The organism is Thauera carbonicopians (genome assembly GCF_025699485.1).
In the GTDB taxonomy this organism is placed as follows: domain Bacteria; phylum Pseudomonadota; class Gammaproteobacteria; order Burkholderiales; family Rhodocyclaceae; genus Thauera.
In genome coordinates, this window is sequence record NZ_JANUXN010000010.1 from 36575 (window position 1) to 61213 (window position 24639).

At 71.6% G+C, this 24639-nt stretch carries 17 protein-coding genes; all 17 read left to right on the plus strand.

Translation table 11 applies throughout. The annotated features are described in order from the left end of the window. The first annotated feature begins 4 nt into the window (after window positions 1-4). Genes NX068_RS13500 through NX068_RS13580 form a run of 17 tightly spaced genes read left to right on the plus strand, consistent with a single transcriptional unit; the run spans window position 5 to window position 24394 of the window. Entirely contained in the window at window positions 5-1615 is a 1611-nt protein-coding gene (locus NX068_RS13500; protein WP_263461786.1) for a hypothetical protein, read from the plus strand. After that, complete coding sequence (locus NX068_RS13505) at window positions 1608-2069, plus strand: phage tail protein (RefSeq protein WP_263461787.1); 462 nt, start codon at window positions 1608-1610, stop codon at window positions 2067-2069. Before NX068_RS13500 ends, NX068_RS13505 begins: the two co-directional genes overlap by 8 nt. Before the next feature lie 11 nt (window positions 2070-2080). Beyond that, window positions 2081-2779, plus strand: a complete 699-nt coding sequence (locus NX068_RS13510; RefSeq protein WP_263461788.1) for a CIS tube protein — start codon at window positions 2081-2083, stop codon at window positions 2777-2779. Beyond that, window positions 2779-2943: a hypothetical protein gene (locus NX068_RS13515; protein WP_263461789.1), complete on the plus strand. Its 165-nt coding sequence runs from the start codon at window positions 2779-2781 to the stop codon at window positions 2941-2943. Before NX068_RS13510 ends, NX068_RS13515 begins: the two co-directional genes overlap by 1 nt. Continuing rightward, window positions 2930-3979 carry a phage late control D family protein gene (locus tag NX068_RS13520; RefSeq protein WP_263461790.1) on the plus strand — a complete coding sequence of 350 codons (1050 nt, stop codon included), beginning with the start codon at window positions 2930-2932 and terminating at the stop codon, window positions 3977-3979. Before NX068_RS13515 ends, NX068_RS13520 begins: the two co-directional genes overlap by 14 nt. After that, complete coding sequence (locus NX068_RS13525) at window positions 3976-4617, plus strand: phage baseplate assembly protein V (RefSeq protein WP_263461791.1); 642 nt, start codon at window positions 3976-3978, stop codon at window positions 4615-4617. The genes NX068_RS13520 and NX068_RS13525 overlap by 4 nt, the downstream gene beginning before the upstream one ends. Further along, entirely contained in the window at window positions 4614-6266 is a 1653-nt protein-coding gene (locus NX068_RS13530) for a hypothetical protein (RefSeq protein WP_442806743.1), read from the plus strand. The genes NX068_RS13525 and NX068_RS13530 overlap by 4 nt, the downstream gene beginning before the upstream one ends. 2 nt (window positions 6267-6268) lie before the next feature. After that, the gene (locus tag NX068_RS13535; protein ID WP_263461793.1) at window positions 6269-6661 is read left to right on the plus strand and encodes a GPW/gp25 family protein; all 393 of its coding nucleotides are present in this window, start codon (window positions 6269-6271) and stop codon (window positions 6659-6661) included. Window positions 6662-6693: 32 nt separating this feature from the next. Further along, window positions 6694-8892: a putative baseplate assembly protein gene (locus NX068_RS13540; protein WP_263461794.1), complete on the plus strand. Its 2199-nt coding sequence runs from the start codon at window positions 6694-6696 to the stop codon at window positions 8890-8892. A gap of 10 nt (window positions 8893-8902) precedes the next feature. Continuing rightward, window positions 8903-11335, plus strand: a complete 2433-nt coding sequence (locus tag NX068_RS13545) for a phage tail protein (protein WP_263461795.1) — start codon at window positions 8903-8905, stop codon at window positions 11333-11335. 22 nt (window positions 11336-11357) lie between these two features. Next, on the plus strand, window positions 11358-12296 hold the full coding sequence (locus tag NX068_RS13550) for a hypothetical protein (RefSeq protein ID WP_263461796.1): 939 nt from the start codon (window positions 11358-11360) through the stop codon (window positions 12294-12296). Window positions 12297-12305: 9 nt separating this feature from the next. Continuing rightward, entirely contained in the window at window positions 12306-14819 is a 2514-nt protein-coding gene (locus tag NX068_RS13555) for a coiled-coil domain-containing protein (RefSeq protein WP_263461797.1), read from the plus strand. Between the two features lie 16 nt (window positions 14820-14835). After that, window positions 14836-16536: a hypothetical protein gene (locus NX068_RS13560; RefSeq protein WP_263461798.1), complete on the plus strand. Its 1701-nt coding sequence runs from the start codon at window positions 14836-14838 to the stop codon at window positions 16534-16536. Beyond that, window positions 16533-18446, plus strand: a complete 1914-nt coding sequence (locus NX068_RS13565) for a hypothetical protein (RefSeq protein ID WP_263461799.1) — start codon at window positions 16533-16535, stop codon at window positions 18444-18446. Before NX068_RS13560 ends, NX068_RS13565 begins: the two co-directional genes overlap by 4 nt. Before the next feature lie 4 nt (window positions 18447-18450). Then, the gene (locus tag NX068_RS13570; protein WP_263461800.1) at window positions 18451-20061 is read left to right on the plus strand and encodes a hypothetical protein; all 1611 of its coding nucleotides are present in this window, start codon (window positions 18451-18453) and stop codon (window positions 20059-20061) included. Continuing rightward, window positions 20058-22112 carry an ATP-binding protein gene (locus tag NX068_RS13575; RefSeq protein WP_263461801.1) on the plus strand — a complete coding sequence of 685 codons (2055 nt, stop codon included), beginning with the start codon at window positions 20058-20060 and terminating at the stop codon, window positions 22110-22112. Before NX068_RS13570 ends, NX068_RS13575 begins: the two co-directional genes overlap by 4 nt. Continuing rightward, window positions 22109-24394: an eCIS core domain-containing protein gene (locus NX068_RS13580; RefSeq protein WP_263461802.1), complete on the plus strand. Its 2286-nt coding sequence runs from the start codon at window positions 22109-22111 to the stop codon at window positions 24392-24394. The genes NX068_RS13575 and NX068_RS13580 overlap by 4 nt, the downstream gene beginning before the upstream one ends. The last annotated feature ends 245 nt before the right edge of the window (window positions 24395-24639 follow it).

A 24639-nucleotide genomic window follows, 5' to 3' on the forward strand; every position in this document is an offset into this window, starting at 1 on the left:
AGCCATGCTGCTCGCCGACCGCCGCATCGAGCTGGACGCCCGCCCCGAGCCGGGGCGGCTTGCGCCCGTCGAGGTCGTGATGATCGGCCACTGCCCGTCGCCCGACGGCGGCGCGCAGTGGCCGCGGCTCGCACGCGACGCCGTCGTGCTGGCAGACATCGAGGCACTGGGTTTCGCCAGGCAGGTCGAACGGCTGCGCCGGCTCTTCGACGAGCCGGAACTGGCCGCTGCGGACGATGCCGACCTGCTCGCGCTGTACCGGCTGCCGATCCCGATCCGCTCGCTCGGCCATTTCCAGGCGCTGTTCCCGTTCGCCTTCGATACCGACACCGGCTATCGCAGCACCCTCGCCGGACGCGCGGCCTGGCTGCCGCTGGCGGTGCAGGACTTCTTCGCCGGCACGGCAAGCAGCAATGCCGATGCCGGCATACCCGACACCCGCACGCTGTGGATCATCCGCGTGCCCGAACGCGACGGCATCGGCGCCTTCCTGCCGCGTCCCGGCGCCGATCTGGTCGAGCCGGACACGCTGGGCGCCTTCGAGCACGCGCTGCTGGTGCCGCGAGCCGGCATCCTCGCCCTGCCCGACCTCGAACGCCTGCTGGTGCCCGCCGCGCTGCCCGACGTGCCGCGCCTGCGGCTGGCGAACCCCGAACCGGTTTTTCTGCCCTGCGGCACCGAGATCGACGACACCCACCGCGAACGCCGCAACCCGGACGAGATGCCGGCCGCGGACGAAACCGCCGATCCCCGCCGGATCGTCGCCGACATCGCGCGCACGCTGGCGCGGCTGCGGCCGGATCTGCAGTGCCTGCTCGCGCTGCCGCTCGACTCGCGGCCGGAAGACGAACTGCCCGCGCCTTCGCCCGCATTCCTCGACATGTTGCGCGGCAGGACCGCCGCTGGTGCGACGGACGACGAGAAGGTGAAAGACAGCGCGGCATTCCGCCGGCTGCGCCACCTGCAGTTCGTCTGGCCCTATCTGCGCGGCGACGACCGCGCGCTCGGCTCCCCCTGCGGGCTCATTGCCGGCATGCAGGCACGCGCCGCCCAGCGCTTCGGCGCCTGGCGCTCGATGGCCGGCCGCCCGCTGCCCGGCATGCTGCAGCCCTGGCCGCCGATGACGCAGCAGCGCGCGACCGGATTGCGGGAAGATCCCGGCGTCACGGTGCTGCTCATGCGCAGCGGAAAACTCCAGGTGGACGACGAAGCACTATGCACGCCCTGCCTGCCCGCCGCCGACCTCGACCGCATGAACAAGGCCGCCCGCGCGCTGGACCAATGGCGCTCGGCCGAGGCGATGCGCTTCATCGGCTGGCTGCGTCGCGAACTGCGCGCGCTGGGCGAACGGCTGGCATTCGACATCGACCCGCGCGACCCGCGGGCGGAAATCGCCCTGCGCGCCTTCTTCGGCCGGCTCCATGCCGCCGGCGCGCTGCGCGGCGCCCGCCCGGAGGACGCCTTCCGCATCCGGCAACTGCCACAGGCCGAATCGGCGCTGGCCTTCGAGATCGAAGTCGCCCTCGCCTATCCGCTGGACCGGATACGCATCACCTTCCTGCAGGACCGCCATGCCAGCGGGGCGGACACACGGATCGAGGCGATCGATGGCTGAACATGCCGAATTCATTCCCTTCCGCTTCCACGTCGCGCTGTACGACGGCGAAGGCGGCAGCCTGCTGTGCGAAGGCGCCTTCAGCGAAGTCACCGGACTGGAAGCGACGATGGCGCCCAAGGCACTGAAGGAAGGCGGGCGCAACTGGGGCGAGGTGCAGCTCGCCGGCCCGACGACTTTCGCGCCCATCGTCCTCAAGCGCGGCATCACCGCGGTGGCCGACCTGTGGCGCTGGTTCGACGTCTCCACCCGCCAGTCCAACCATGCACTTCGCATGAACGGCACCATCGACGTGTTCCACCCCGAGAAGCCCGACCGGCCCCTGCTGCGCTGGCGCATCACCAACGCGCTGCCGACCCGCTTCAAGGGGCCGGATCTGTCCTCGACGGCCAACCAGGTCGCCATCGAGGAACTGCAACTCGTACACGAAGGCCTGGAACTCGAGCGCGCCTGAGGAAACCAGCCATGCCCGCCATGCAGATCGCCCGCGCCAAGCTGATCCCGATGAACGGCGATCAGGTCGAGACCGACGAGAGCAAGCACATCGACGTGCAGTTCAACCCGGCGACGTTGCGCGTGACGCTGTCGAACACCCTGAAGGCCGACAACAAGGGCGGTAGCGGCGGCAGCGGCGCCGCGGCGCAGTACGTGGACAAGAGCGAATCCACGCTCGCGGTCGAACTGGTGTTCGACACCAGCGTCACCGCCGAACTGGGCGCGGAAAGACGCGAGACGGTCGCCGCCAACACCGACGTCCGCACGCTGACCAAGCGCATCGCCGAAGCTTTCATGAAACCGCAGGATGCCGGCTCGGAGCGCCCCAAGGCCCCGGTGCGCTGCCGCTTCCAGTGGGGTAGCTTCCAGTTCACCGGCATGTTGTCGAGCTATTCCGAAACGCTCGATTTCTTCGCGCCGGAAGGCATCCCGCTACGCGCGACGCTGGCGCTGACCTTCAAGGAGGACCGCTACCAGTTCGACCTCGATCCTGCCGTGCAGGCCGCCGCCCGCCCGGGCTTTGCCCCCGGCGGCCAGAGCGCGGCAGGCGCGGCGCAGGCAGCGGGCCGGAACCCGCGCGACTGGCGCGGCGTGGCCGATCTCAACAAGCTCGACAACCCGCGCTTCACGCCGCCGGGTGCCGTGCTGCTTCCCTTCGGAGGCCGATGATGCCCTTGATCATCGATGAACTCGTGGCCGAAGTTCAACCCGAGCCGAACCCCGCGCAGAACGCCGGCGCCGACGTCCGCCCTCCCCAGGGCCAGCCGGGCGAGACGCTGTTCGATCTGCTCGCCATTGCACGCGAACGGGAGGCCCGCCTTGTCATCGACTGAGCCCGCCTTCGTCAGCGCCCGTCCGCGCCTGCGCATCGACGGCAGCACGCTGCCCGCGCTGGGCGAGGCGGCGCTCGCGCTGTCGGTGCATCTGCCTGCCAGCGGCATGGCAAGCGCCGAACTGCGGGTGATCAACTGGCTGCCGGGTGACGCAGGCGCGCCGGATTTCGCCTTCCAGCAGCTGCGCCTGGGCAGCCGGCTGGAGATCCTGCTCGGCGAGACCGGGGACAGCGCGGTGTTTTCCGGCGACATCACCGCGCTGGAAGAACGCTACGGCGACGGTGCACCGCAACTCGTGATCCTCGCCGAGGACGCCCTGCACAAGCTCGCACGCAGCCGCGCCAGCCGCGTGTTCGAGAACCAGGGCCTGGGCGAGGTCGTGCGTGCGATCGCCAGTGAAGCCGGCCTGCAGGCCGACGTCGATGTCGACGCCGGCAGCGCCGACTGGCTGCAGCACAACGAAAGCCATCTCGCCTTCCTGCTGCGCCTGCTGGGCCCGCACGGCATTTCGCTGCGTATGCAGGACGGCCGCCTGCGCGCACGCGCCGAAGAGGCCGACGCCAGGCCGGTACGCGTCGATCCCGCCGCCAACGCCCGGCGCGTGCGCATCGTCGCCGACCTCAACCGCCAGCCCCGCGAAGTGCTGGCCAAGGGCTACAACCTCGCCGCCGATGCCGACGCGAACGGCAGCAGTTCCGCGCTCGCCCCGTCGCCATCCGGCCAGACCGCCGCGGCGACACTGGCCGAACTTGGCTGGGACGGCCGCTCGCCGCGCCCCCATCCCTACCCGCGCTCGCAGGCCGAAGCCGACTCCCTGGCCCGCGGCGCCTTCCAGCGCGACGCGCAGCGCTTCCTGCACGGCGAGATCGTCTGCACCGGCACCCCGGAACTGGGCGCCGGGCGCGAGCTGGAGCTGGCCGGCGTGTCGCCGCGGCTGGCCGGCCGCTACCGCATCACCGAATGCTGGCATCACTTCGACAACACCCAGGGCCTGTCCACTCGTCTGCGTGTCGAACGTCCGGACTGGAACCCATGAACACCCACCACAGCCCCGGCACCCTGCACGAGCTGCACCTCGGTGTGGTGCTCGACAACGCCGATCCGGAACACCGCGGTCGCGTGAAACTGCGCCTGCCGGCGACCGGCCTGGAAACCTGGGCGGCGGTGATGGTGCCCAGCGCCGGCAGCGGCTACGGCCTCAGCCTGCTGCCGCGCGTCGGCGAACAGGTGATCCTCGCCTTCGTCAGTCCGGAGCTGCCCATCGTGCTCGGCGCGGTATGGAGCGGCGGCAGCAGCCAGCCCGGCGACGCCGAACCGGTGGAAGAACGCTACTTCATCCAGAGTCCGGCCGGCATCAAGGTGCTGCTGGACGACCAGGAACCCAGGGTCCGCATCGAAACGCCGGCCGGCAACCACGTCACGATCACCGACCAGGGCGGCGGCAGGATCACCGTCGAGCAAGGTGGGGAAAAGGTCGAGATGTCGCCCGGCAGCATCAAGGTGAGCAGCGCCGGCGAGGTGAAGATCGAGGCGTCGATGCTCACGGTGTCGGCCGGCATGGTCAAGGTCGACGCCGGCATGAGCAAGTTTTCCGGTGTCGTGCAGTGCGACACCCTGATCAGCAACGCTGTCGTGTCGGCGAGCTACTCGCCGGGAGCGGGGAACCTATGGTGAGCACTGTCGAAGACGCCCTGCTGGCCGAACAAGCCCGGCGCGCAGCGAAATCCGCCGGCACGACGAGCATGCATCAGCCGCGCGTGGCCGCGCCTTTCTTCGCCGGCGCCGGCGACGGCGCGACGCTGCACCGCTACCTGGACGACGACTTCGTCGCCCGCTTCCTCGAAGACGCCCGCAGCGGCCGCCTGACGAGGATGACGGCGCAGCCCTGGTTCGGTCAGGACCGCTTCGGCCGCTTCAGGAACGAACCGACGCTGCGCCTGCCGATGCACCGCAGCTTCTACGTGCTGTGCGCCGAAGTGCAGTGCATGATCCCCGGCGCGCCGGCTTTCGATCCGAAGAAGATCCTCGGCGCCGGCATGGTGGTACGCCGCATGCCCGCCGACGGCCCGCCGCAGCGCTGGATGATCGCCGACGGCCAGCCGCTGGGCTGGCGCGGCGGCCCGATTCCGGGCCACGACCCGGACGACGTACACCGCCTCACCGCCCGCGGCCTGCTGCCGCAGCGCTTCCCCGAGCCGCCCTATTCGGGTGAAGAGCTCACTCCGCTGCACCCGCTGCTGGTCCGCCGCCGCAATGCCAACGGCACCGTGCGCAGCCACACGCTGCTGTGGGGCTACCTGCCGCTGGGCGGCAGCGCGCGCGAAACCGCCGACACGCCGCTGCCGCAAACCGGCGGCGGCCAGACGCCCGATTTCGGCCTCGAACACGCCTGGCCGCTCGGCAGCAGGGGTGCGAAGGCCTGGGCCGCAGGCGACGGGCAGCTCGTCACCAACGGCATCGCGACCGCCGGCTTCGTCGAACTGCTGCAGACGCTGGTCGCGCAGTTCCAGGTTCACGACGCCGCCGACGCCGACAACGCCGGACTGCGCGCGCTGCTCGGCCAGTTGCGCTTCCATACGCTGGACCAGCGCGTCGTCGACGACAGCCTGATTGCCCGGCTCGTCCATGTCCCCGGCGAGACGGTACTCGCATGGCTGGAGCGGAGTGCGCCAGCCCTGATCACGCTCTTTGCACGGATTGCCCGCAACGACGTCACTCCCGGCTCGGTTGCCTTGCCCGCCGGCGGCAACCAGACGCGCAACGACCATCTCGTCCTTTCCGAGCAGCAGGCCGCCGACCTGCGCAGCCTCGTCGCGCTGCGCCTGGCCCGCGCCCAGGTACGCTTCGACGATGGCCTGGCGCTGCCGCGCTACGGCCAGACCGAGGGCGACCGTTTCGTCGCCCTGCCCTTCGTGCGCTGGGCCGACGACTGCGGCTGCGAACGCGTTGCCTGGGGGCCGGCGAGTCCGATGTTCCGCGTCGCCTCGCCCTTCGACCCCGACGCGCAGCGCCCGACCACCATCGTGCTGCCTTCGCTGGACGATTTCAGACGCGGCCTGCCGCGCGGCGTCGCGATGCTCACATCCAAATCGCTCGCCGACGTGCTGCGCAGGATCCAGCCCGGCATCGACATGAAGGAAGGCGGCCCCGGCAATCGTTCGGGAAGTTGCTGGAGCTTCGGCTTCAGCCTGCCGGCGATCACGCTGTGCGCGATGCTGCTGCTGATGGTCGTCATCAACCTGCTCAATCTCTTTCTCGGCTGGCTGCCATGGGTCTTCATCGCCCTGCCCCGGCTGTGCCTGAAAGCGCTGAAAGGAAAATGAACATGCCGACGCCGGAATCCCTGCTGACGAGCTTTCCGCTGCTGGCCGGCCTTGCCGAGGACGGCCGCCCCGCATGGCGCCGCGGCAACGCCAGCGTGCGCGAAGTGATGCTCAACATCCTGCTGACGCGGCCGGGCGAGCGCCTGATGCGCCCGGACTTCGGCGCCGGCATCCGCAACTTCATCCACTACCCCAACAACGAGACCACCCGCGCGCTGATCGCGGACGCCGCCCGGCGCGCGCTGGCACGCTGGGAGCCGCGCGTGAGCATCGACGAAGTGCGCGTCGTGGCCGACCACGAGCACCTTTCCCACGTGAATCTGGAAGTGCGCTACCGGCTGCTCGCCGACGGCCGCCGCGAAGCCCTCGCGCTCACGCTGGAGCTGGGCGCATGAAGATCACGACCGGATGACAGGGAGCCGAACACATGCCGCTTCCCACACACTTTCCCGTCCCGGACCTGGACGACCGCCGCTTCGACGAACTGGTCGCCGAACTGCAGGCCCGCCTCGCCCGCCACGTGCCGGAAATGGCCCCGCTCGCGCCGGGCGACCCGATCTACGCCCTGGTCGACCTCTTCGCCTGGCTCACCGAGACCATCATCTATCGCGCCAACCAGATTCCGGATCGCCAGCGCCGCGCCTTCCTGAACCTGCTGCAGATTCCGCTGCGCCCCGCCCGCCCGGCCGCCGGCATCGTCTGCATCGACGCCACGAGCCGCGCACTGCCGCCGCTGCTCGCCGCCGAATCACTGCTCAAGGCCGGCACGACGAGCTTTTCCACCGTCGGCGAAGTCCAGCCGACGCCGCTCGCGTTGCACGTCCTGGTCAAGCGCACGCTCGACGATGCAGCCCTCGCCGCCGAGGGCATCAGCCTCGAACAGTTGCGCACGCAGTACGGCGTCGAGCCCGCCGCCTTCCGTCCCGTGAGCCTGCTGCCGGGGCGCGACGCCCTGAGCACCGCCGGCACGCGCGACGGCGCCTTCCATCTCGCGATCGCACTCGCCAGGCTGGCCCTCATCGCCCAAGCCGACCTGCTGCGGCGAGATCTCGCCGGCATCGTGCTCAACATCGGCCTCGCGCCGCTGGCGGAACTGGAAGGCCAACTCGCCACCGGCCTGCGGCCGCGCAAGCTGGACTGGGAGCTCGCCTGGTGGCCCGATCCCGACGATGCCCCCGGCACGGTGCAGTACCTGCCGCTCGAACTCGTCGCCGACAGCTCGGCAGGTGGGCGCCGCACCGGCGTGGCCCGCCTGCGCCTGCCGCGCAATGCCGCGCTGCTGCGCACCGCCACCGCACAGGACCCGCAATTCGCCGGCTTCGGCGACACGCCACCGGAAGCGCCCGCCGAGCTGCGCCCCGGCCAGTTGCTGTTCTGGCTGCGCGTCTCCTGCGCCGAAGAAGCCGTTCTCGAACTCGGCTACATCGGCCTCAACGCGGTCGACGTCATCGGCCAGGGCATTGCCCGCGACATCGTGCTCGGCGCCGGCAACGGCCGCCCGGACCAGGCCTTCGCCCTGCCGCATGCGGACGTCGACCCGGACAGTATCCAGGTCGACGTCGAGCACCTGCGCACCTTCCAGCCCTGGACGCGGGTGGCGCATTTCGCCGGCAGCGGGCCGGACGACCCGGTTTTCACCGTCGATGCGGCCAGCGGCAGCGTGCGCTTCGGCGACGGCATCCGCGGCAAGCGTCCGCCCGCCAACGCGCGCATCCGCGCGGCCTTCTATCGCCACGGCGGCGGCAGCGGCGGCAACCTGCCGTCCGACAGCATCAAGGAAATCCACGGCGGCAGCACCCGTCTCGCGCTGCGCCACGAATGGCCGACGCGCGGCGGCGTCGATGCCGAGACCCTGGACGAGGCCGAACGCCGGATTCCCGCCTTTCTCAGCCATCGCGAGCGCGCCGTCACCGCCGAGGACTATGGTGTGCTCGCGCGCGACAACCCGATCGATCCGGTGGCACGCGCCGAAGCAGTCGCCGGCTTCTTCCCCGGCGCCAGCCTGAAGGCGGTGCGCCGCGACGTGCCGGGTGTGGTCAGCGTGTTCGTGCTGCCGCCCGCGCCGCAGGCGCTGGCCGCCGCGCCGCGGCCGACGGCAGGCCTGCTGACCGACGTGTACGACTACCTGTCGGCGCGCTGCATGCTCGGCACCGAGCTGTACGTGCTGTCGCCGCAGTTCGTGCCGGTCGCCGTCGCGGTATCGCTCGAAGTCGTCGACCCGGCCACCGAGCAGCAGGTACACGCCGAAGTCGAACGGACATTGCTGCGCTACCTGTGGGCATTGCCGCCGGGCGGACCGCGCGGCGCCGGCTGGCCGCGCGGCAAGGCGGTCGAGATCAACGAGTTGCGCACGCAGGCGGGGCGGGTGGACGGCGTCGAAGCGGTCAACGCCCTGCGCCTGTTCTATCAGGACACGCAGCAGGAAGCTCCCGTCTGGCTGGAGCTCGCCGCCACGCAGGCGCTGGCGCTGCTGGACTTCCAGCTTCCCGAACTGATGGCCGTCGCGATCAGCGCCGGCGAGGATCGCCCCGCGCCGCCACGGGGCTTCGGCCCCGGTCCGGCTCAGCCGGGCGGCGGTACACGCACGGCGCTGGTGCCGGTACCGATCGTTCCCGACCTCTGCTGAGCACACCGTGATGAACAGCAATGCCACTCGCTTCCTGCTCCTCGATGGCGCCGCGGATTTCCGCAACGCCAGCCGTCAATGCAGTTGGGACGCCGGGCAGCGCGCATTCACGCTGACGCGCCAGGACGATGCCAGGATTCCGCATTTGCCGCCGGCCCGTGCGCGCGAACTCCACGCCGCGGCGATACCATGGATGATCGACGATCACGGCCAGCTCGGGCGCCTGTCGGACGACGGACAGCACTTCGAATGCGCGCTCACCTGGCCGCCGACAGCATGGCGAACAGTGCTTGCCGCGCTCGACGATGCCGAAACCGGCGCGCCCGATCTCGCCTCCCTGGTGCTGGACCCGGTGGACGCGCCGCATGGCCGCTTCACCGATCTCGCCTTCGGCGGCAGCGGCCTCGCCGCACTGCCGTGGAGCGACGGCGGCAATGCGCACGGCCTCACCGTCGTGCATCTGCGCCGGCGCTGGCAGACACACTGCACGCTGGCCTTCGCGCCGCGCCATGCCTGCGTCGAATCAAGCACTGGCGCCGACCGTATCTGGCTGCTCGGCGAAACGCGGCTGGCACTTGCCGGCGGCGCCCCGCTGCCGCGGCCCTATGCCGGCCGCCCGGAACGTTTCGAGCCGCTGCAGGCCAATCCCGACCCGCTGCGCCTGCTGTGGGAAGCTGAACTGCCGCCGCACCGCGGCCTGCTGGGCCTCGCTGCCGACGGCGAACGTCTCTACATCCTCAGCGAACGTCCGAACAGCACCGACGCCACGCCGCTGATGCAGGTCTTCAGCCGTCCGCTCGCTGCCAGCCCCGCCGCCTTCCGCATCCACAGCCTGCCGGCCGCTCTGCCGCTCGCCACCGACATCGCCGCGCCGGGCGCAGGCCGCTTCCTGCTGCTGATGCCGTTCGAGGAAGGCGAGCAGCATGGCCGGCGGCGCGACTGCCCGCTCTTCGCGCTGCCGGACGATGGCGAGGAAAACAGCGCAGGAAGCGCCGAAGCCGTGCCCGAACGCTGGCCGCGCCGCTCGGAAGCCGCGTTGCCGGCCGCGGTCCGCTTCGTTCGCCATCGCGACGGCCTGCCGCGCACGGTGAGCGCGGATGGCCCGCTCCGGCTCTACCGGCTCGCCCAGGCCCGCTTCGCACCGTCCGGCACGGTGACGCTCAGCGAGACATTCGATTCGGCGATGCCCGACACGCTGTGGGACCGGCTCTACCTCGACGCCTGCATCCCACCCGGCTGCCGCATCGACATCGCCGTGCAGGCGGGCGACGACCGCAGCCGCCTGCCCGAGGAATGGATCGCGCAGCCGCAAGGCGTACGGCACCCGCAGCCATCCGAGTTGGCCTTCGCCGCGGGCCGGGCGCCGCCCGACGATCCCCACGCCGGCCTGTACGAAGTGCTGATCCAGCGCGGCAGCGGCGCGGTGCGCGAAGTGCGCGGCCGCTACCTGCGCCTGCGCCTCACGCTGCACGGCGACGGCCGCCACAGCCCGGCGATCTTCGCGCTGCGCGTGTATTACCCGCGCTTCTCGTGGCAGACGAACTACCTGCCGGACCACTTCCAGCAGCAGGAGCGCCCGCAGCAGCCAGAGGGCACGGATGCCGCGCCGGCCAACGGCGCCGACCTGCGCGAGCGCCTGCTGGCGAGTTTCGAAGGCATGCTGACGCCGCTCGAGGATCGCATCGCCGCCAGCGAAATCCTCGTCGATCCGGCGGCGACGCCGGCCGAACGCCTGCCCTGGCTGGCCGGCTTCCTCGGCACGGCGCTGCCCGGCCACTGGCCCGAAGCGCGACGCCGCCGCTGGCTCGCCTCGCAGGGCGCGCTGCAGCAGGCGCACGGCAGCTACCGCGGGCTGCTGCTCGCGCTCGACATCCTGACCGACGGCGCGGTCGCGCGCGGTGCGGTGATCCCGATCGAACACTTCCGCCTGCGCCGCACGATGGCGACCATCCTCGGCATCGACATGGACGACCGCGGCCATCCGCTGACGCTCGGCACCGGCCTGTCGGGCAACAGCATCGTCGGCGACAGCCTGATCCTGTCGGACGACGCGGCGCGCGAATTCCTCGCCCTGTTCGCACCGGAAGTGGCCGAGCGCCGGGGCGAGGCGGCCGTGGTCGAGCGCTTCTTCGACGAAGCCTCGCGGCGCCTGACGGTGCTCCTGCACGGTCCGGCGCGCAGCCTGGAGGCCGTGGTGCGCGACGCCCTGCCGGCGCTGGTGCCGGCGACCGTGCAGTGGGCGGTCCGCGGCAGCGAGCACCCCTTCGTGCTCGGCCTGTCGCCGCTGCTCGGCATCGACACCTGGCTGGAAACGAGGCCGCCGGCCGGCCGCGTCGTGCTCGACCGCACGCGCCTGGGCCGCGGCGATCTGCTGTACAACCCGGTGGCGCTCGACCCCGAGCATGCCACGGCCGTCGGCGCGAGCGCCGGTGAAGGACCGTAAGGGACCGAAAAAGGAGAAGGGCATGAACAAGCCCGACGACAACTGCGATGCCAGCCTCGCCAGCGACGGCCGCTTCGAAGAGGCGCTGAAGCGGGTGAGCCACCAGCCCGGCATGCTGCTCGGGCTGGAAGCGACACGTGCCGAACAGGACTACCACCGCCGCCGCGCGACGCGCCACGGCTACTGGCTGCATGGCGCCGGCACCGTGGCCGGCCTGCGCGTGAGCATGCGCGCGGAAGACCCCGGCAACGACACCGACGACGTGCGCGTGCGCCTGGTCGTCGGCCCCGGCATCGGCGTCGATGGCCTGGGCCGCGAAATCAGCGCCGCCGAGCCTTACTGCGTCGATCTCGGCGCCTGGCTCAGCGCCCAGTTCGAGGACGAGGCGGCCTGGGGCGCGCTGATCCGCGACGGCTATGCCGAGCCCGACAACCTGCTGTGGCTCAAGGTCACGATGCGCTACCAGGATTGCGCCAGCGGCCTGCAGCCGGTGCTGGCAACCGAGATCAACGCCGGCACCGACCCGGTGCAGCCCAGCCGAGTCGCCGACTGCGTGCTGTTCGAGCTGACCGCCGAGCGCCCCGAGGACGTTCCGGCCGACGAGCACATCTTCGCCGCCCATGCCCGCATCCGGCCCTTCGGCGAGATCGAGGACAGGCTCGGCGAGCGCGAGCGCAGCCACATCGAAGCCAGCAGCGGTGCCGCGCGCGGGCAACTGGAGCTCGGCGCCCGCCTGCTGCATTCACTCGGCGACGACAACCAGGCGCTGCTCGCCCGCCAGGCCTTCCTGACCGATCCGGCCCTGCTCGCCCGCACGCTGCTCGCGCGCATCGCGATCCGCCTGACGCCGCCGGCACCCGAGCCCGGCCTCGTCGTCAATCCGCGCCGCATCGAGGTCGACAACCTCGTGCGCCCCTTCCTCTTCAACGCCGCCGCCCTCGCCCGGCTGATCCGCAGCTAAGGAACCGCCATGGCCAACATACGCTTCACTCCACTGCGTGCCGGCACGACGAACGCGGCCGGCGAACGCATCTCCAGCATCGACCCGCTGCTGTCGCGCACCAACTACTTCGACGGCCAGTTGCTGAAGGCCTCGGACCTGAACCGCGACCAGATCTACCTCGACGAGCGCCTGCTCGAACTCGGCCAGGTCTTCGGCGCCGGCATCGTGCGCGGGCTGGAGCCCAGCCTGCGCTCCGGCCACGTCGTCGAAATCACCCCCGGCATCGCGATCGCGCCGTCCGGCCGCGTGCTGCAGCTCAACGGCGGGCCGCTGACGATCGACCTGCTCGACAGCGGGCTGATCGCGACGCTCAACGACGGCCGTTTCCGTAGCTACGCGCGCGGCCTGTATGCGCTGGCGCTGACGCATGCGGAGACCATCGACGGCGTCGCCGAAGCCTATCCGAAGGACCTCGCCGCGGCGCGCACGCCGCACGTCTCGGCCTGGGCCGAGGGCGTGGAACTGCGCCTGATGCCACTGCCCCTGCCCTTGCCGAACCAGGACGAAATCGCCGTGCGCGCGAACCTCGCACGCGAGCTGCTGGGCAGCGGCGAACGCCTTGCCCTGCCGTCGGACGACGCCGTGGCGCTGGGCCTGCTCGCCGTCGAGCGCGGCCGCATCCTGTGGCTTGACCGCGGCCTGCTGCGCCGGCCGCAGCGCGCGCTGAACACCCCCGACGCCGTCCAGCAGGATCTCGCCGCGCACTACCAGGAACTGCTGCAGGCGGTATTCGCGGCGCGCCGCAGCAGCGGATTGCGCGGCGCCTTCGCCGCCGGCCAGTACTTCCGCGTGCTGCCGCCCTGGGGCTCGCTGCCGCAGGATTCGATCGACCCGGTGGGCGGCCGCCAGCAGTTCTTCCCCAAGGATTTCGAGGTCAGCATCGCGCCGGTTCGCCGCAGCGAACTGGCCGCGGTGCTGGCCGATTCCACCCATCTCGCCCCCATCGACCTCGAACGCGACGCCGACTGCGACGTGATGGTGCTGGTGCCGATGAGCGATGCGGGCTTCGCGCTGCGCGCCCGCCAGCTCGAAGCGCCGGCCGAGGTCGTGCCGCGTGCGCTCGGCCGCCTCGCGCGCCTGGACCGCCTCGCGCTGCGCGTGCTGCCGCAGCCGCCCATCCACCGCATCGACACCGATGCCGACGTCTGGCGCGCGATCTGGGCCGAGGCGAATCCGGACGAAATCCTCTACGTGCGCCGCCCGCCGCGCACCGCCGAAACTTCCGTCAGCGCCGTCGTGCTGGCGCTGGGCACCACGCTACCGCCGCCCTCTGCGACGCTGCCGCCGGACGCCGCCCGGCTCGAAGACGAACTGGACGCCGCGCTCGAAGCCGCCGACACGGCCGAGGAAGCGCGCGCTGCGCTGGAAGCCGAAGCCGCACGCCTGAAGATCCGCATCGCCGAACTGGAGAAGGCCGTCGCCCTCGGCGGCGACCAGCGCCTGGCCGACGCGTTGGCCGAGATCGAACGCCTGGCGCTGGCGCTGGAGGCCGCGCAGAAGGAGATCGAGGCGCTGAAGTCGGACCAGCGCAACGCCGCCGTGCTCGCCAATGCGCTCGAAGCCACCAGCGCGCAGATCGACCGGCTGAAAGCCGACCTCGAAGCCGCGCGCGCCGAGATCGAGCGCCTGAAGACCGCTGCCTCGCCGATCGACGAGACCGTGAAGCGGCGCATCGACGAGCTTTCCAGGATGCTCGACGACGAACGCGCCCGATCCACCGCGCTGGACAAGGAAGGCTCCACGCTCGCCGCCCAGTTGAAGGCCGCGCAACTGCAGATCGCCCAGCTCGAAGCCGAACTGAAGGAGGCCAGGATCAGGCTGGAAACCGCCGGCGGCACCAATACCGACCTGCAGGCCGCGCGCGGGGAAATCGACAAGCTGAAAGCGGAAATCGGCGACATCCGCAGAGCCCGCGACAACGCCGACGCCGAACTCGCCGATGCCCGCAGCCGGCTCGAAGCCAGTCTGGAGCGCGAGACCAGGGGCAACAGCAGCCTTGCAGAGCTGCGGGCTGCACTCGACAAGGCGGAAAGCGAGGCAAGAACCCAGGACGCACAGCGCACGGCGCTGGAGGAGCGGGTGAAGAAGGCCGACGTGGAAATCGCTAAGTTGAAGCAGGATGGCGCACGCGCACCCGATCTCGAAGCCGCACTATCGCTCGAAGGCCTCGCCCGCGCGCGCGGCGCCAGCGAAGCCGGCATCAAGGCCGCCGGCGCTGCCGACGCGCTGATCGGCGCCGGTGCCGAAGCGCGCATCGCCGCAGCACAGATCGCCAGCCTGGCCGACCGCCGCCTGGAAACTGCGCTGTGGCCGAGCATGCAGGCGATCGCCAAGGCCGATGCCGCGCTCCTGGAGAAACTCCGCGCCCATCTGTTCGAGCTCGGCAGCGCGGTCGATCTGCCCAAGTTCTTCGTCAGCGAAGGCAAGAACTACGGACTGGCCGCAGCCCAGATCAGGCTGTGGGAGTCGCTCGCCGGCTGACGGCAAGGAGAAGGTCATGGCCCTCGTTTCACCCATCTCGTCACCTCTCCTGCCGCCCGGCCTGCTCGCCGCCTTGGCCGTGCGCCCTGCACTGACCCTGCTGCCGCGCGTGCCGCCGTCCATCCGCCTGCACGAGCCGCAACGGCGTGCCGGCGACCCGCGCCGGCTGAACCTCTTTGCCGGCCGTGCGCTCGGCGAACGCGAGTTCGAACGCCTGCAGGCCTACGTCGACGACCGCATCGCGCCGCTGCTGGCGAGCCTAGCGCCCGGCATCGTCGAAGGCCTCGCGACGATCTTCTCCGGCAACGGCGCGGACACCCGCGTGCGCGTGCAGCCGGGCCTGGCGGTCGGCGCCGCGGGGCAGTTGATCCGCCTGTTCCATCCGCTGGAGCAGGCCTGGACCGAGCTCACCGCGCAGGCCGAACGCGACCAGGACAGCCCGCTGCGCGACGGCCTCTTTCTGCTGACGATACGCAGCGCGGTCGAGCCCATCGACGACCGGGCCGGCCAGGAGCCCTGCACTCGTACCGAAGCCGATCCGCTCGCCGAGCGGCGCATCGAGACCGTCAGCCTGCTGGGCCTGCAGCGCATCTCCGGCAGCCCACGGCTGATGGCGATGCCGCAGGCGCGCGCGGCCAACCGCATCGGCGTGCGCCTGCTGCGCGAAGCGCCGTTCCGCAGCGACAGCGGCGCGGTACCGCTGGGGCTGGTCAAGATCGCCGGCCGGCTGCCGGTGTGGTTCGACCCGCGCGCCGGCCGGCTGCTGGCCGAACCGGACGCTGCCGCCCACACCCTGCTTGCGCACACGGTCGCGGCCCTCGAAGCCTGGCAGCGCGAACATGCCGCGCCGCTGCCGGGCGCGCCAACGCAGACCCTCGCCGAACTGCTCGGCCTCGACTACCTGCCGGCCGCCGGGCCACTGCCCGCCGCGCTGCTGCGCGACCCGGCGGCCAGGACACCGTCGCTGGCCTTCCTGCCGGCCGACCTGCAAGTCGAGTTGGCGCCGGTGCCCGCCAGCACGGTGGAGGACGTCGTCGCCGACGAACTGCCGCGCGGCAGCGTCGACCTGATCCACGGCCTGGGCGAACGCATCCGCCTGCTGCTGGCGATTCCCGACCTCGACTACCGCCGCGACCTGTTCGACCTGCCGCAGCGCGACACGCGCCTGGAGGACGAACTGTTCCGCCGCGCGCAGACGGCCGCCGGCGCATACGAGGCATGGAAGCAGCAGTGGTACGTGCTGTTCCACGGCCTTTCCGCCGCACAACTGAAGGCCCTGCGCGCGCCGCGGCTGATCGCCTCGCCGCCGCCCGATCCGGCGCAGTATCGCGACAAGCTCGTCAGCGACCGCGCCGGCAGCCTGCCGCCCGAAGCGCTGCCCGAGCCCTATGCCAGCCACCGCGCCGAACCGCATCCCGCGCCGGACGGCTACGGCGGCGTCGCCCCCGCCGCGCCCGACGGCGACGGCCTGCTGTTCCAGCGCGAAAAGCTGCGCGCCGACATCCGCCATCTGGAGCGCGCGCTGGACCAGAGCTTCCGCCTGCTCGAAGAGGTCAATGACTTCCTCGGCCTGCAGCGCCAGCAGTTCGATGCACTGACGGTGTCCTTCAGCGCGCTCGCTGGGGGCGTGGCGGGCGACGGCCTGGGCGCGCAACTGGTGCGCTGGACGACGGCAGCCCAGTTCACCCCTGTGGCCAGGACGGAGAATCCGAAATGAGCGAACTCTTCAACAGTTTCGCCAGCGGAACGGTGAACTTCAACGAACCGAAGCTTGCGGCGGCACAGCAGACGGGCGCCTTCACCACCAACGCCCTGCTCTCCGGCATCCTGCAGCAGGAAAGCATGCTCTCGGCCGGCCCCCTCGCCGCGCTCGGCACGCTGCCGCTGCAATTCGCCCAGCCCAAGGAGCCGCTCACCGAACCCGTTTTCAACAAGGCCCCCTCCACCGGCAAGGGCGTGCTGTCGCACGTCACCCTGATCAGGGACAGCTTCTTCAATGTGCAGCGCGACCTGCTCGACCTGCGCAACAAAGCCGACACACGCCGGAACGAGGCAAGGTCGCTGATCGACCGCATCTGCGACTTCCTCGACGACCATCTGCAGCCGGCCGAACTGCGCCGCCTCGGCGTCATCACCGACGACAAGGAAGCGCCCGCCTTCCGTCTGCGCATCGCCCCGGACCTCCACTCTGCCGCGGGCCTGCTGCTGCGCCCCCGGCTCGACCGCCCCCTCGCCAAGCCGGGGGAGACCGGGCCCGACGGCACCCCGCACAACGACGAATCGGCGCTGTTCTCGGCCGGCAAGACCATCGCCGACGACATCGCCAAGATCGAGGCCCTGCGCGGCGCATTGATCGCGCTGCGCCGCCGTCACCAGCAGACCGTCGAAGACCTGCGCGCCCGGCTCGCGGCATTGGAGGCCGAGGTCCCGGGCGAAATCCGCCGGCTCGACGTGCGCGAACGCGAACGCGCCGAAACGCTCGACGACTACGCCGTCGCGCAGCGCCTGCTGGCCGAGCACTGGCGCGAGGTCGAAGCCGCCCATGCCGAGCGCCGCCGCATCATCGAAAGCCATCTCGGCCTGTTCTACGTCAAGGTGCGCGAAACCCCGCTCGGCCGCACGCTGCCCGATCCGCTGGAGCTGCGCCCATCCAGCCCGGACGAGCTGGTGCCAGGCTGCGCCGGGCGCCAAACCGCGCTGCCCGCCGCGCTGCTGCCCTTCATGGAGGCGGTCTACGCCATCCCGTCCGGCGACTGGGCAAGCCTGCGCCCGCTCGGCCACCTGCTGCCGGGACGGGCAGTGCTTGCCGGCCTGGTCGACGCGCGTCGGCAGAAGATCACGCTGCAGTTGAACCGCACGACGGCGGCCGCCGCCTTCGCCACGCCGGTGCTCGCCGGACTGGCGCAGCAGAACGACGCGCTGGTGCGCGAAGTCGCGCTGCGCCCCTTCGATGCCGCCGCGCTGACGGAGCTGCAGCGCCAGGGCAGCGCGATCCTCGCGCTCGACGACCTGCTCGCCATTCCTTCGCCGCTGCTGCGCGAGCCGGCACGGGCGCTGCACCAGCGCCTCGACGCCGCCGCCGGCTGCCTGCTCGCCCGCCTGCGCGCCATTTCGCCGTCCATCCGCCTCGACTGGGCCGCGGCCGCCGAGGCCAACCGCCTGGCGGTCGACACCCCTGAACGCTGGCCCGGCCTGGCCGAAGCCGAGGAACGCGACTTCAACGGCATACGCACGCTGATCGAGCTCGTCGCCTGGTGGTTCCGCCAGCTCGACACCGACGCCTCCGCCGCCGCGCGCAGCGCGATGCGCAATCTCGTGCGCGCCTGCCTGCTGCTCGCCGCCAGCGACGACCCGCAGCAGCTCGTCCAGGGCAGCATCAAGACCCTCCCCGGCCGCTTCCGCCTCGGCGACGCACTGCGCCTGACGCTGAACCGCGAGGCCGCGCCGGGCACGCTGCTGCAGCTTTTCGACGACAGCCAGCGCGTCATCGCCACGCTGCGCGTCGATGACCACGACGAGCAGGGCACGCTTGCGTCCGTCGCCAGCATTCTCGATCCGCGCCTGGAACGGGAGCCGGCCGCGATCCTGAGCACGGCGCTGCGCATCAGCGGAGTCAACCGGGGCTGAAGGCATGAACGCCCCGGACCTCCGCCTCGGCCGCGTCGTGCTGCGCGGCACCGCCGGCACCATCGCCCGTGCCCGCGCGGAACTGCCGGCCGCGCTGGCGCGCAGCCGCTGGCCGGATGCCGGCGACGATGCGATCCTGGTCCTGCGCCGCGTCGCCGTCAGCGGCACGCTGCCGGAACTGCCGGCACGCGCGGCCGCGGCCGCCGAGCGGATCGCCAGCCGCGCCGCCGATCCGTGGAGCCCTGGCGCCGACAGTGCCGACGCAGTGCGCTTTCGCGACGCGCTCGACTACCGCGCCTGCCTCGTCTACGACCTGCTCGCAGGTACCGCTGCGCGGCGCTGGCTGTGGCGCCACCGCGCGGTGCTGCCCGCGCTTCGCCTGGCCGACGCGCTTGCCGCTCAGCTCGCGGAAGACGCGCTGGCGCTGCCCGCACTGCTCGACCATCCCGGATTGCGCACGATGCTGCCGGTACTCTGGCGTACGCTCGACGCGCCTGCAGCCCGCTCGCTGCTGCAGGCCATCGGCGCCGCAAGCGGCTGGAGCGCTGCGATCGCCGCTGCGCTCGACATGCCGCCGGATGCGCGCCGGATGGAACAGGACGGCAATCCGGATCACGGCGCGAAGCGCTCCGAAGCCTCGGCAGCGCATTTCATGATGGCGCCCCCGGCTTCGGCCACTGCCGATGCACCGCCATCCCTCGCACATGCTCCGCCGCCTGCGGGCGCCGGCATGGCGGAAATGCCCGCTGCCACGCACCCGCTCCGCTCGTCCCGCCAGCGCCAGACGACCAGCGCCCGGCAGGCCATCGCCGGCCTGCCGCCGAACGATCCGCGCGCCGTCCTGCAGGCCTTGCTCGAACAATGGCACGAAGCGCCGGCCGCACTGAGTTCGGCCCGAGCGGGCCGGCAACTGCACGGCATCGCGCATGTGCTGACCCGCTGCACGCCGGCAACGCGGACCGCGCCTGCGCCTCGCGCCGTGCCAGCCGTCGCCCCGCCTGCCGCGAACGCAGCGAAGCCCGCCCGCCCTCGCATTCAGGACGAGCCGGCACTGCCCGGCTCACCGGCCCCGCAGCCGCCGCCTCTCGCCTCCCGGGCAAGGCCGGACATACCGCTTCCGCCCGCCGCGGAACATGACTTCCTGAGCCGCAGCGGCGGCCTTTTCTTCCTGCTCAACGTGCCCGACCTGCCCGCCTTGCGCGCATGGCGGGCAGCACTCGCCGAGTCTCGCGCCGGCTGGCGCGAACTGGTACGCCTCGCCTCCCGCATCGACATCCCGATCGACCCGCCGCTGGCGGATTTTCTGGCAGACGCCTGCGGCCTCGACCCGGGAAGCGACCCGCTTGCCGCGCTGGCGGCCCTCGGGCCGGGCCATGACGCCGACACCGTCGACGCCGCGGCCCGCCGCTTCCACGGCGACGCCGCACTGGCCGCGCTGCGCATCGAACGGCCCGCCAGGGTGCGCGCGAGCGCCAGCCGCGTCGACCTGCACCTGCGACTTGCCGACGCCAGCCTCGACGTCCGCCGCGCCGGACTGGACATCGACCCGGGCTGGCTGCCCTGGCTCGGCTGCGTCGTGCGCTTCCATTACGACCGCGGAGGCTTCACGCCATGAACGCGCCCGCCCTGCACAATGCCCAGGCCGCGGCGCCACCCGATGGCGCCCGCCTGTCGCGCGCCTTCGTCCATGCCGGGATGATCGAATTCGCCCGGCTCAGCCTCGGCGCCCCCTCGGCGGTGTTCGACGCGCTGGCCGCCGAGCAGGCCGGCGAAGACCTCTCCGCCCTGCTCGGCACCCCGCGCGAGGACTGGCGCGCCGCCTGCCTCGCGCTCGCGCGCATCGCGCCCGAGTTGCGCGGCCCGCTCGGCCGCCTGCTGGCCGACATGAAGCTGCAGTTGCACGAATGGTTCGCGCTGGCGCTGTGCGGCGAGAACGAATCGAGCTACCTGCTGAACCTCGCGCTGGCGGAGCTGCAGTCGCCCGGCGCGCTGCGGCCGGGCCTGCACTTGATCGCCGCCGCCGGCGAAGCGCTGTTCGGGGCGACGCTGGCGCCGCTCGCCCTGCCCAACCACCGCCTGGTGCGCGCCGGCGTGCTCGACATCGTCGGCGACGGCCCGCTGCCGACGCGCACGCTGGCGACCGTGCCCGAACTGTGGGCGCTGCTGTGCGGCGACGTCAGCGCCTGGCGCGACACCGCACCCCTGGCGCCGAGCGAGGCGGTATTGCCGCAGCGTTTCTGCGAGCGCCTGCCCTCGCTCGCCGGCATGCTGCGCAGTGGCCTCACCCGCCATGTGGTGTTCCGCGGCGCCCGCGCCGCCGGCCTCGCCGCCGCCGCGCGGCTGGCCGCCGAGGTGGGCCGCCCGCCGCTGCAACTGGAAGCCGCGGCCTGGAGCAGCCGGCCCGCGCTGGCGGCAGCCTGCCGCTATGCCGGCTGGCTGCCCGTGCTGACGCTCGAGCTCGGTCCCGGCGAACGCCACCTGCTGCCGCCCCATCCCGTACTCGCCGTGCCGATGCTGATCGTCACCGGACGCGACGGCGCGGTCGAAGGCGAGGCGCTGGTCGAGGTCGACCTGCCGCCGCTCTCCGCGCAGGAGCGCCGTACTGCCTGGCGCGCCGCGCTCACCGCCGAAGACAGGCAAGCCGACGATGCCGCACCGGATGGCGGAGCGCCCCCGGATGGACGACTGGAGCAATTCGTGGACCAGTTCGCCGGCCATGCGCTGTTCGACGGCCCGACCGTGCGCAGCCTCGCCGAGCGCATCCGCCTCGATGCCAGGGTGCGCGGCGAGACGCCGTCGCTCGCCCACCTGCGCCGCGCCCGCAGCAGCTTCGGCAGCGAGCGCCTGCGCCAGCTTGCCCAGCCGGTTGCACGCGAAGTGGGGCCGGACGAACTGGTGCTGCCCGACGAACTGCTCGAACGCTTCGACGCCCTGGTCGCACGCTGCCGCCAACGCGAGGCCCTCGCCGACGGACTGGGAACGAGCCTGTCGGAGCCGATGCCGGGCGTGCGCGCACTGTTCTGCGGCGAAAGCGGAGCCGGCAAGACCCTGGCCGCGAGCCGGCTGGCGAGTGTGCTCGGCGCACCGCTGTTCCGGGTCGACCTCGCCGCGGTGATGAACAAGTACATCGGCGAATCGGAAAAGAACCTGGGGCGCATGCTCGACGAGGCCGCCGCACTGGACGTGATCCTCCTGATCGACGAAGCCGATGCGCTGTTCGGCCGGCGCGGCGAAGGCAAGGAGACCGGCGAGCGCTACGCCAACATGCTGACCAACTTCCTGCTCACCCGCATCGAACAGCACCCCGGCATCGTCATCCTGACCAGCAACAACCGCGGGCGCATCGACGCCGCCTTCACCCGCCGCTTCGACGCCATCATCGAGTTCCCGCCGCCGGGTGCAGCCGAGCGCCTGCGCATCTGGCAGGCCCATCTCGGCCGCCGCGCCCCCGATGCCGCGCTGTGCCGCCAGCTCGCGAGCTACTGCACGCTGCCCGGCGGCTATATCCGCAATGCGGTGCTGCAGGCCGCGGCGCTCGACCCGGCCGCTGGCGGCGATCCGGCGCCCATCGCCGCCGAACGCCTCGTCGCCGCGCTGATCGAGGAATACCGCAAGATCGGCCGCAGTCCGCCGCCGCAACTGCTGCATGCGAGGGGGACATCATGAGCCGCCTGACGCCAGGCCTGCGCCGCAAGCCGGCACCCGCGCCCGACGGCAAGGCCCCAAGCGCCACGGCCGGATCGCAGGCGGCCGGGAAGAAGACACCGGCTGCGGGAGCGCCCGGCGACAGCGCCATGAAGCCGCAGGACAGGCAGGCTGAGAACGATCTCTCCAGCGAAACGACGAAGGCAGCGCCGGGCACGCCGGGCTATCTGCAGGCCAAGCTGGCGGTGAGCCACCCCCAGGATGCCGAGGAAAAGGAAGCGGACAAGGTCGCCGGCGAAGTACGCCGCGCGCTGCGCTCGCCGACGGGCGGCACGCAGGCTTGCCCGGCATGCAGCGGCGCTGCGCCGCGCGGCAGCCTGGAGCCCGCGATCACGCCGCCGAAGAAGGACGTGCTGTCGCCGAAGCTCTTCCGCGCGAAAGCCGATGGAGAGAAGAACGAGACGGCAGCAGCGGATACCGGCAAAGCCGCCGACACCGGGCACGGCAGCGGCGCCGACGCGCTCGCCGGCAACACCGCGCCGGCCGGCACCGAGCAGCGCATCGCCGCGCGCCGCGGCCAGGGCGCCGCGCTGGACCCCGATCTTCGCGCCAGGCTGGAATCCCAGCTCGGCCGCGACCTGTCGGCGGTCCGCATCCACACCGACACCGAAGCCGAGGCGATGTGCGAGGAGATGCACGCCCGCGCCTTCACGGTCGGCAACGACGTCTACTTCTCGGCCGGCAGCTACGCGCCCGAAAGCGACACGGGGCTGGAACTGCTGGCCCACGAACTCGCCCACGTCGGCCAGCAGGCCGAGGCCGGCGGCCCGCAGAGCGCCGCGCCCAAGCTGCAGCGCGACTGGTGGGACGACCTGTTCGGCGGCAGCGGTGCGCCGGCCGATCCGATGGCGGCGTGCAGGAATGAACTGGAAGATGCCGAGGACTGGGCCAGGGCCGGCCCTTATCCGGCTGCGCCACAAGCCATCATCGGCGCCGGCGGCCGCGGCGGTTTCGATGCGCAATACACGGCGGATCCTGCCGAAGGCAACGGAATGCTCGACATCACGCAGGGCGTCGCAATCGAATTCAAGGACACGCTGGTCGTCAGCGGCGGCGCCATCGTGCCGCATCCCGACCTGCCAGCCACCCCGGCCATTGCCGCGCTGGCCGCCCGTCTGAACGCGGCTCCCATTCCCCAACGCAATGCCGCGCTCGCCTCCTACCAATGGACGCCGGCGGAACGCACACCGTGGATCGATGAACTGAAGACCTTGATCGAAACGAGTTGGAGCGGCCGCCACAGCTTCTTCCTGAACAAGCCGCGCTGGAACTGGCTGGGTGCCGACGTGCGGGTCACGCTCGACATCGGCGCCCGGGCGAAAGCAGCCGGCGATCACATGCTGACCGAGACGTACAAGATGCCGACTGGCGAGAGCCTGCGCAGCTACGACATCTCGCACAAGGTCAACCGCGGCGATGACGACGACGCACACGACCAGACGATGCGGCTCGCCAGCACCACGACCGGCCCGAAAGAAGTCGACCTGCTGCGGGAGTCCGTTCACTTCGGCCACGATTCGGACGTACTCACACCCGCGGCAAGGGCCACGCTCGATGCTTTCATCAGGCTGTTCAACGGCGCAACCGGCAATGCCGCACACCAGGAAGTGCGGGTCGAGATCGTCGGCCATGCTAGCGCTTCGGGCAGCGAGTCGTACAACATGGCCTTGTCGCAGCGTCGGGCACAAGCCGTGCGCAACTATCTTGCCAGCAACGGATTTGCGAATATGGCCTCGCGCGTGACCCTCGGCTCGCGCGGCGAAACCGAAGCCGATCAAGCCCGGCCCCAGCTTGAAAGCGACCGCCGCGTCGATCTGGTCGTCGACGGCGGCGAACGCATGATCACCGCCGCGCATGAATGGGGCCACGCCTTTGGTCTCGACGACGAGTACGTCGTCGACGGTACGGACGTCGGCGACCCGGTCGCCCACGACGAAATGGTCAAGGCGATGACCGATGCGAGCGGCAGCGCCTTGCCCGGGGCGATCCGGGAACACAACGGCGGCATCATGTCCTTCGGCAACGAAGTCAGGCCGCAACACTACGCCACCTTCCACAACGCGCTGAGCACCATCACCGCACAATCGCCCTGGTCGCTGGGCCTGCGCAAGCCGAAATGGCAGGTGGCGATGGAATGCGGCGCACCGTCGCCGCCGGGCGACTGGCCGACACCGGCGCCGCGTGCGCCCGGCGGCGTCCCCGGCGCGCAACCGGGCAGCGGCGATGGAAACGCCGTCGCCTAAATTCGCCCGCCGGCCGAGCGAGCGGCCGGCGCAAGCGCCGCTTGCCGCCTCCCGCAGCGGCACGACACGGCCGGCGGCGTCGACGCCGCCCCCCGCCTCCGTCGCCGCAGCGCCGCCTGCCTTGCCCGCCTATGCCTCGCCTCCCGCACGCGTCAGCCAGCCCGGCGAGGCGATCGAGCGCGAAGCCGAACAGCATGCCGACGCCGTCGCGCCCGCCAGCACGCCCGATCCGACACCGTCGTCAG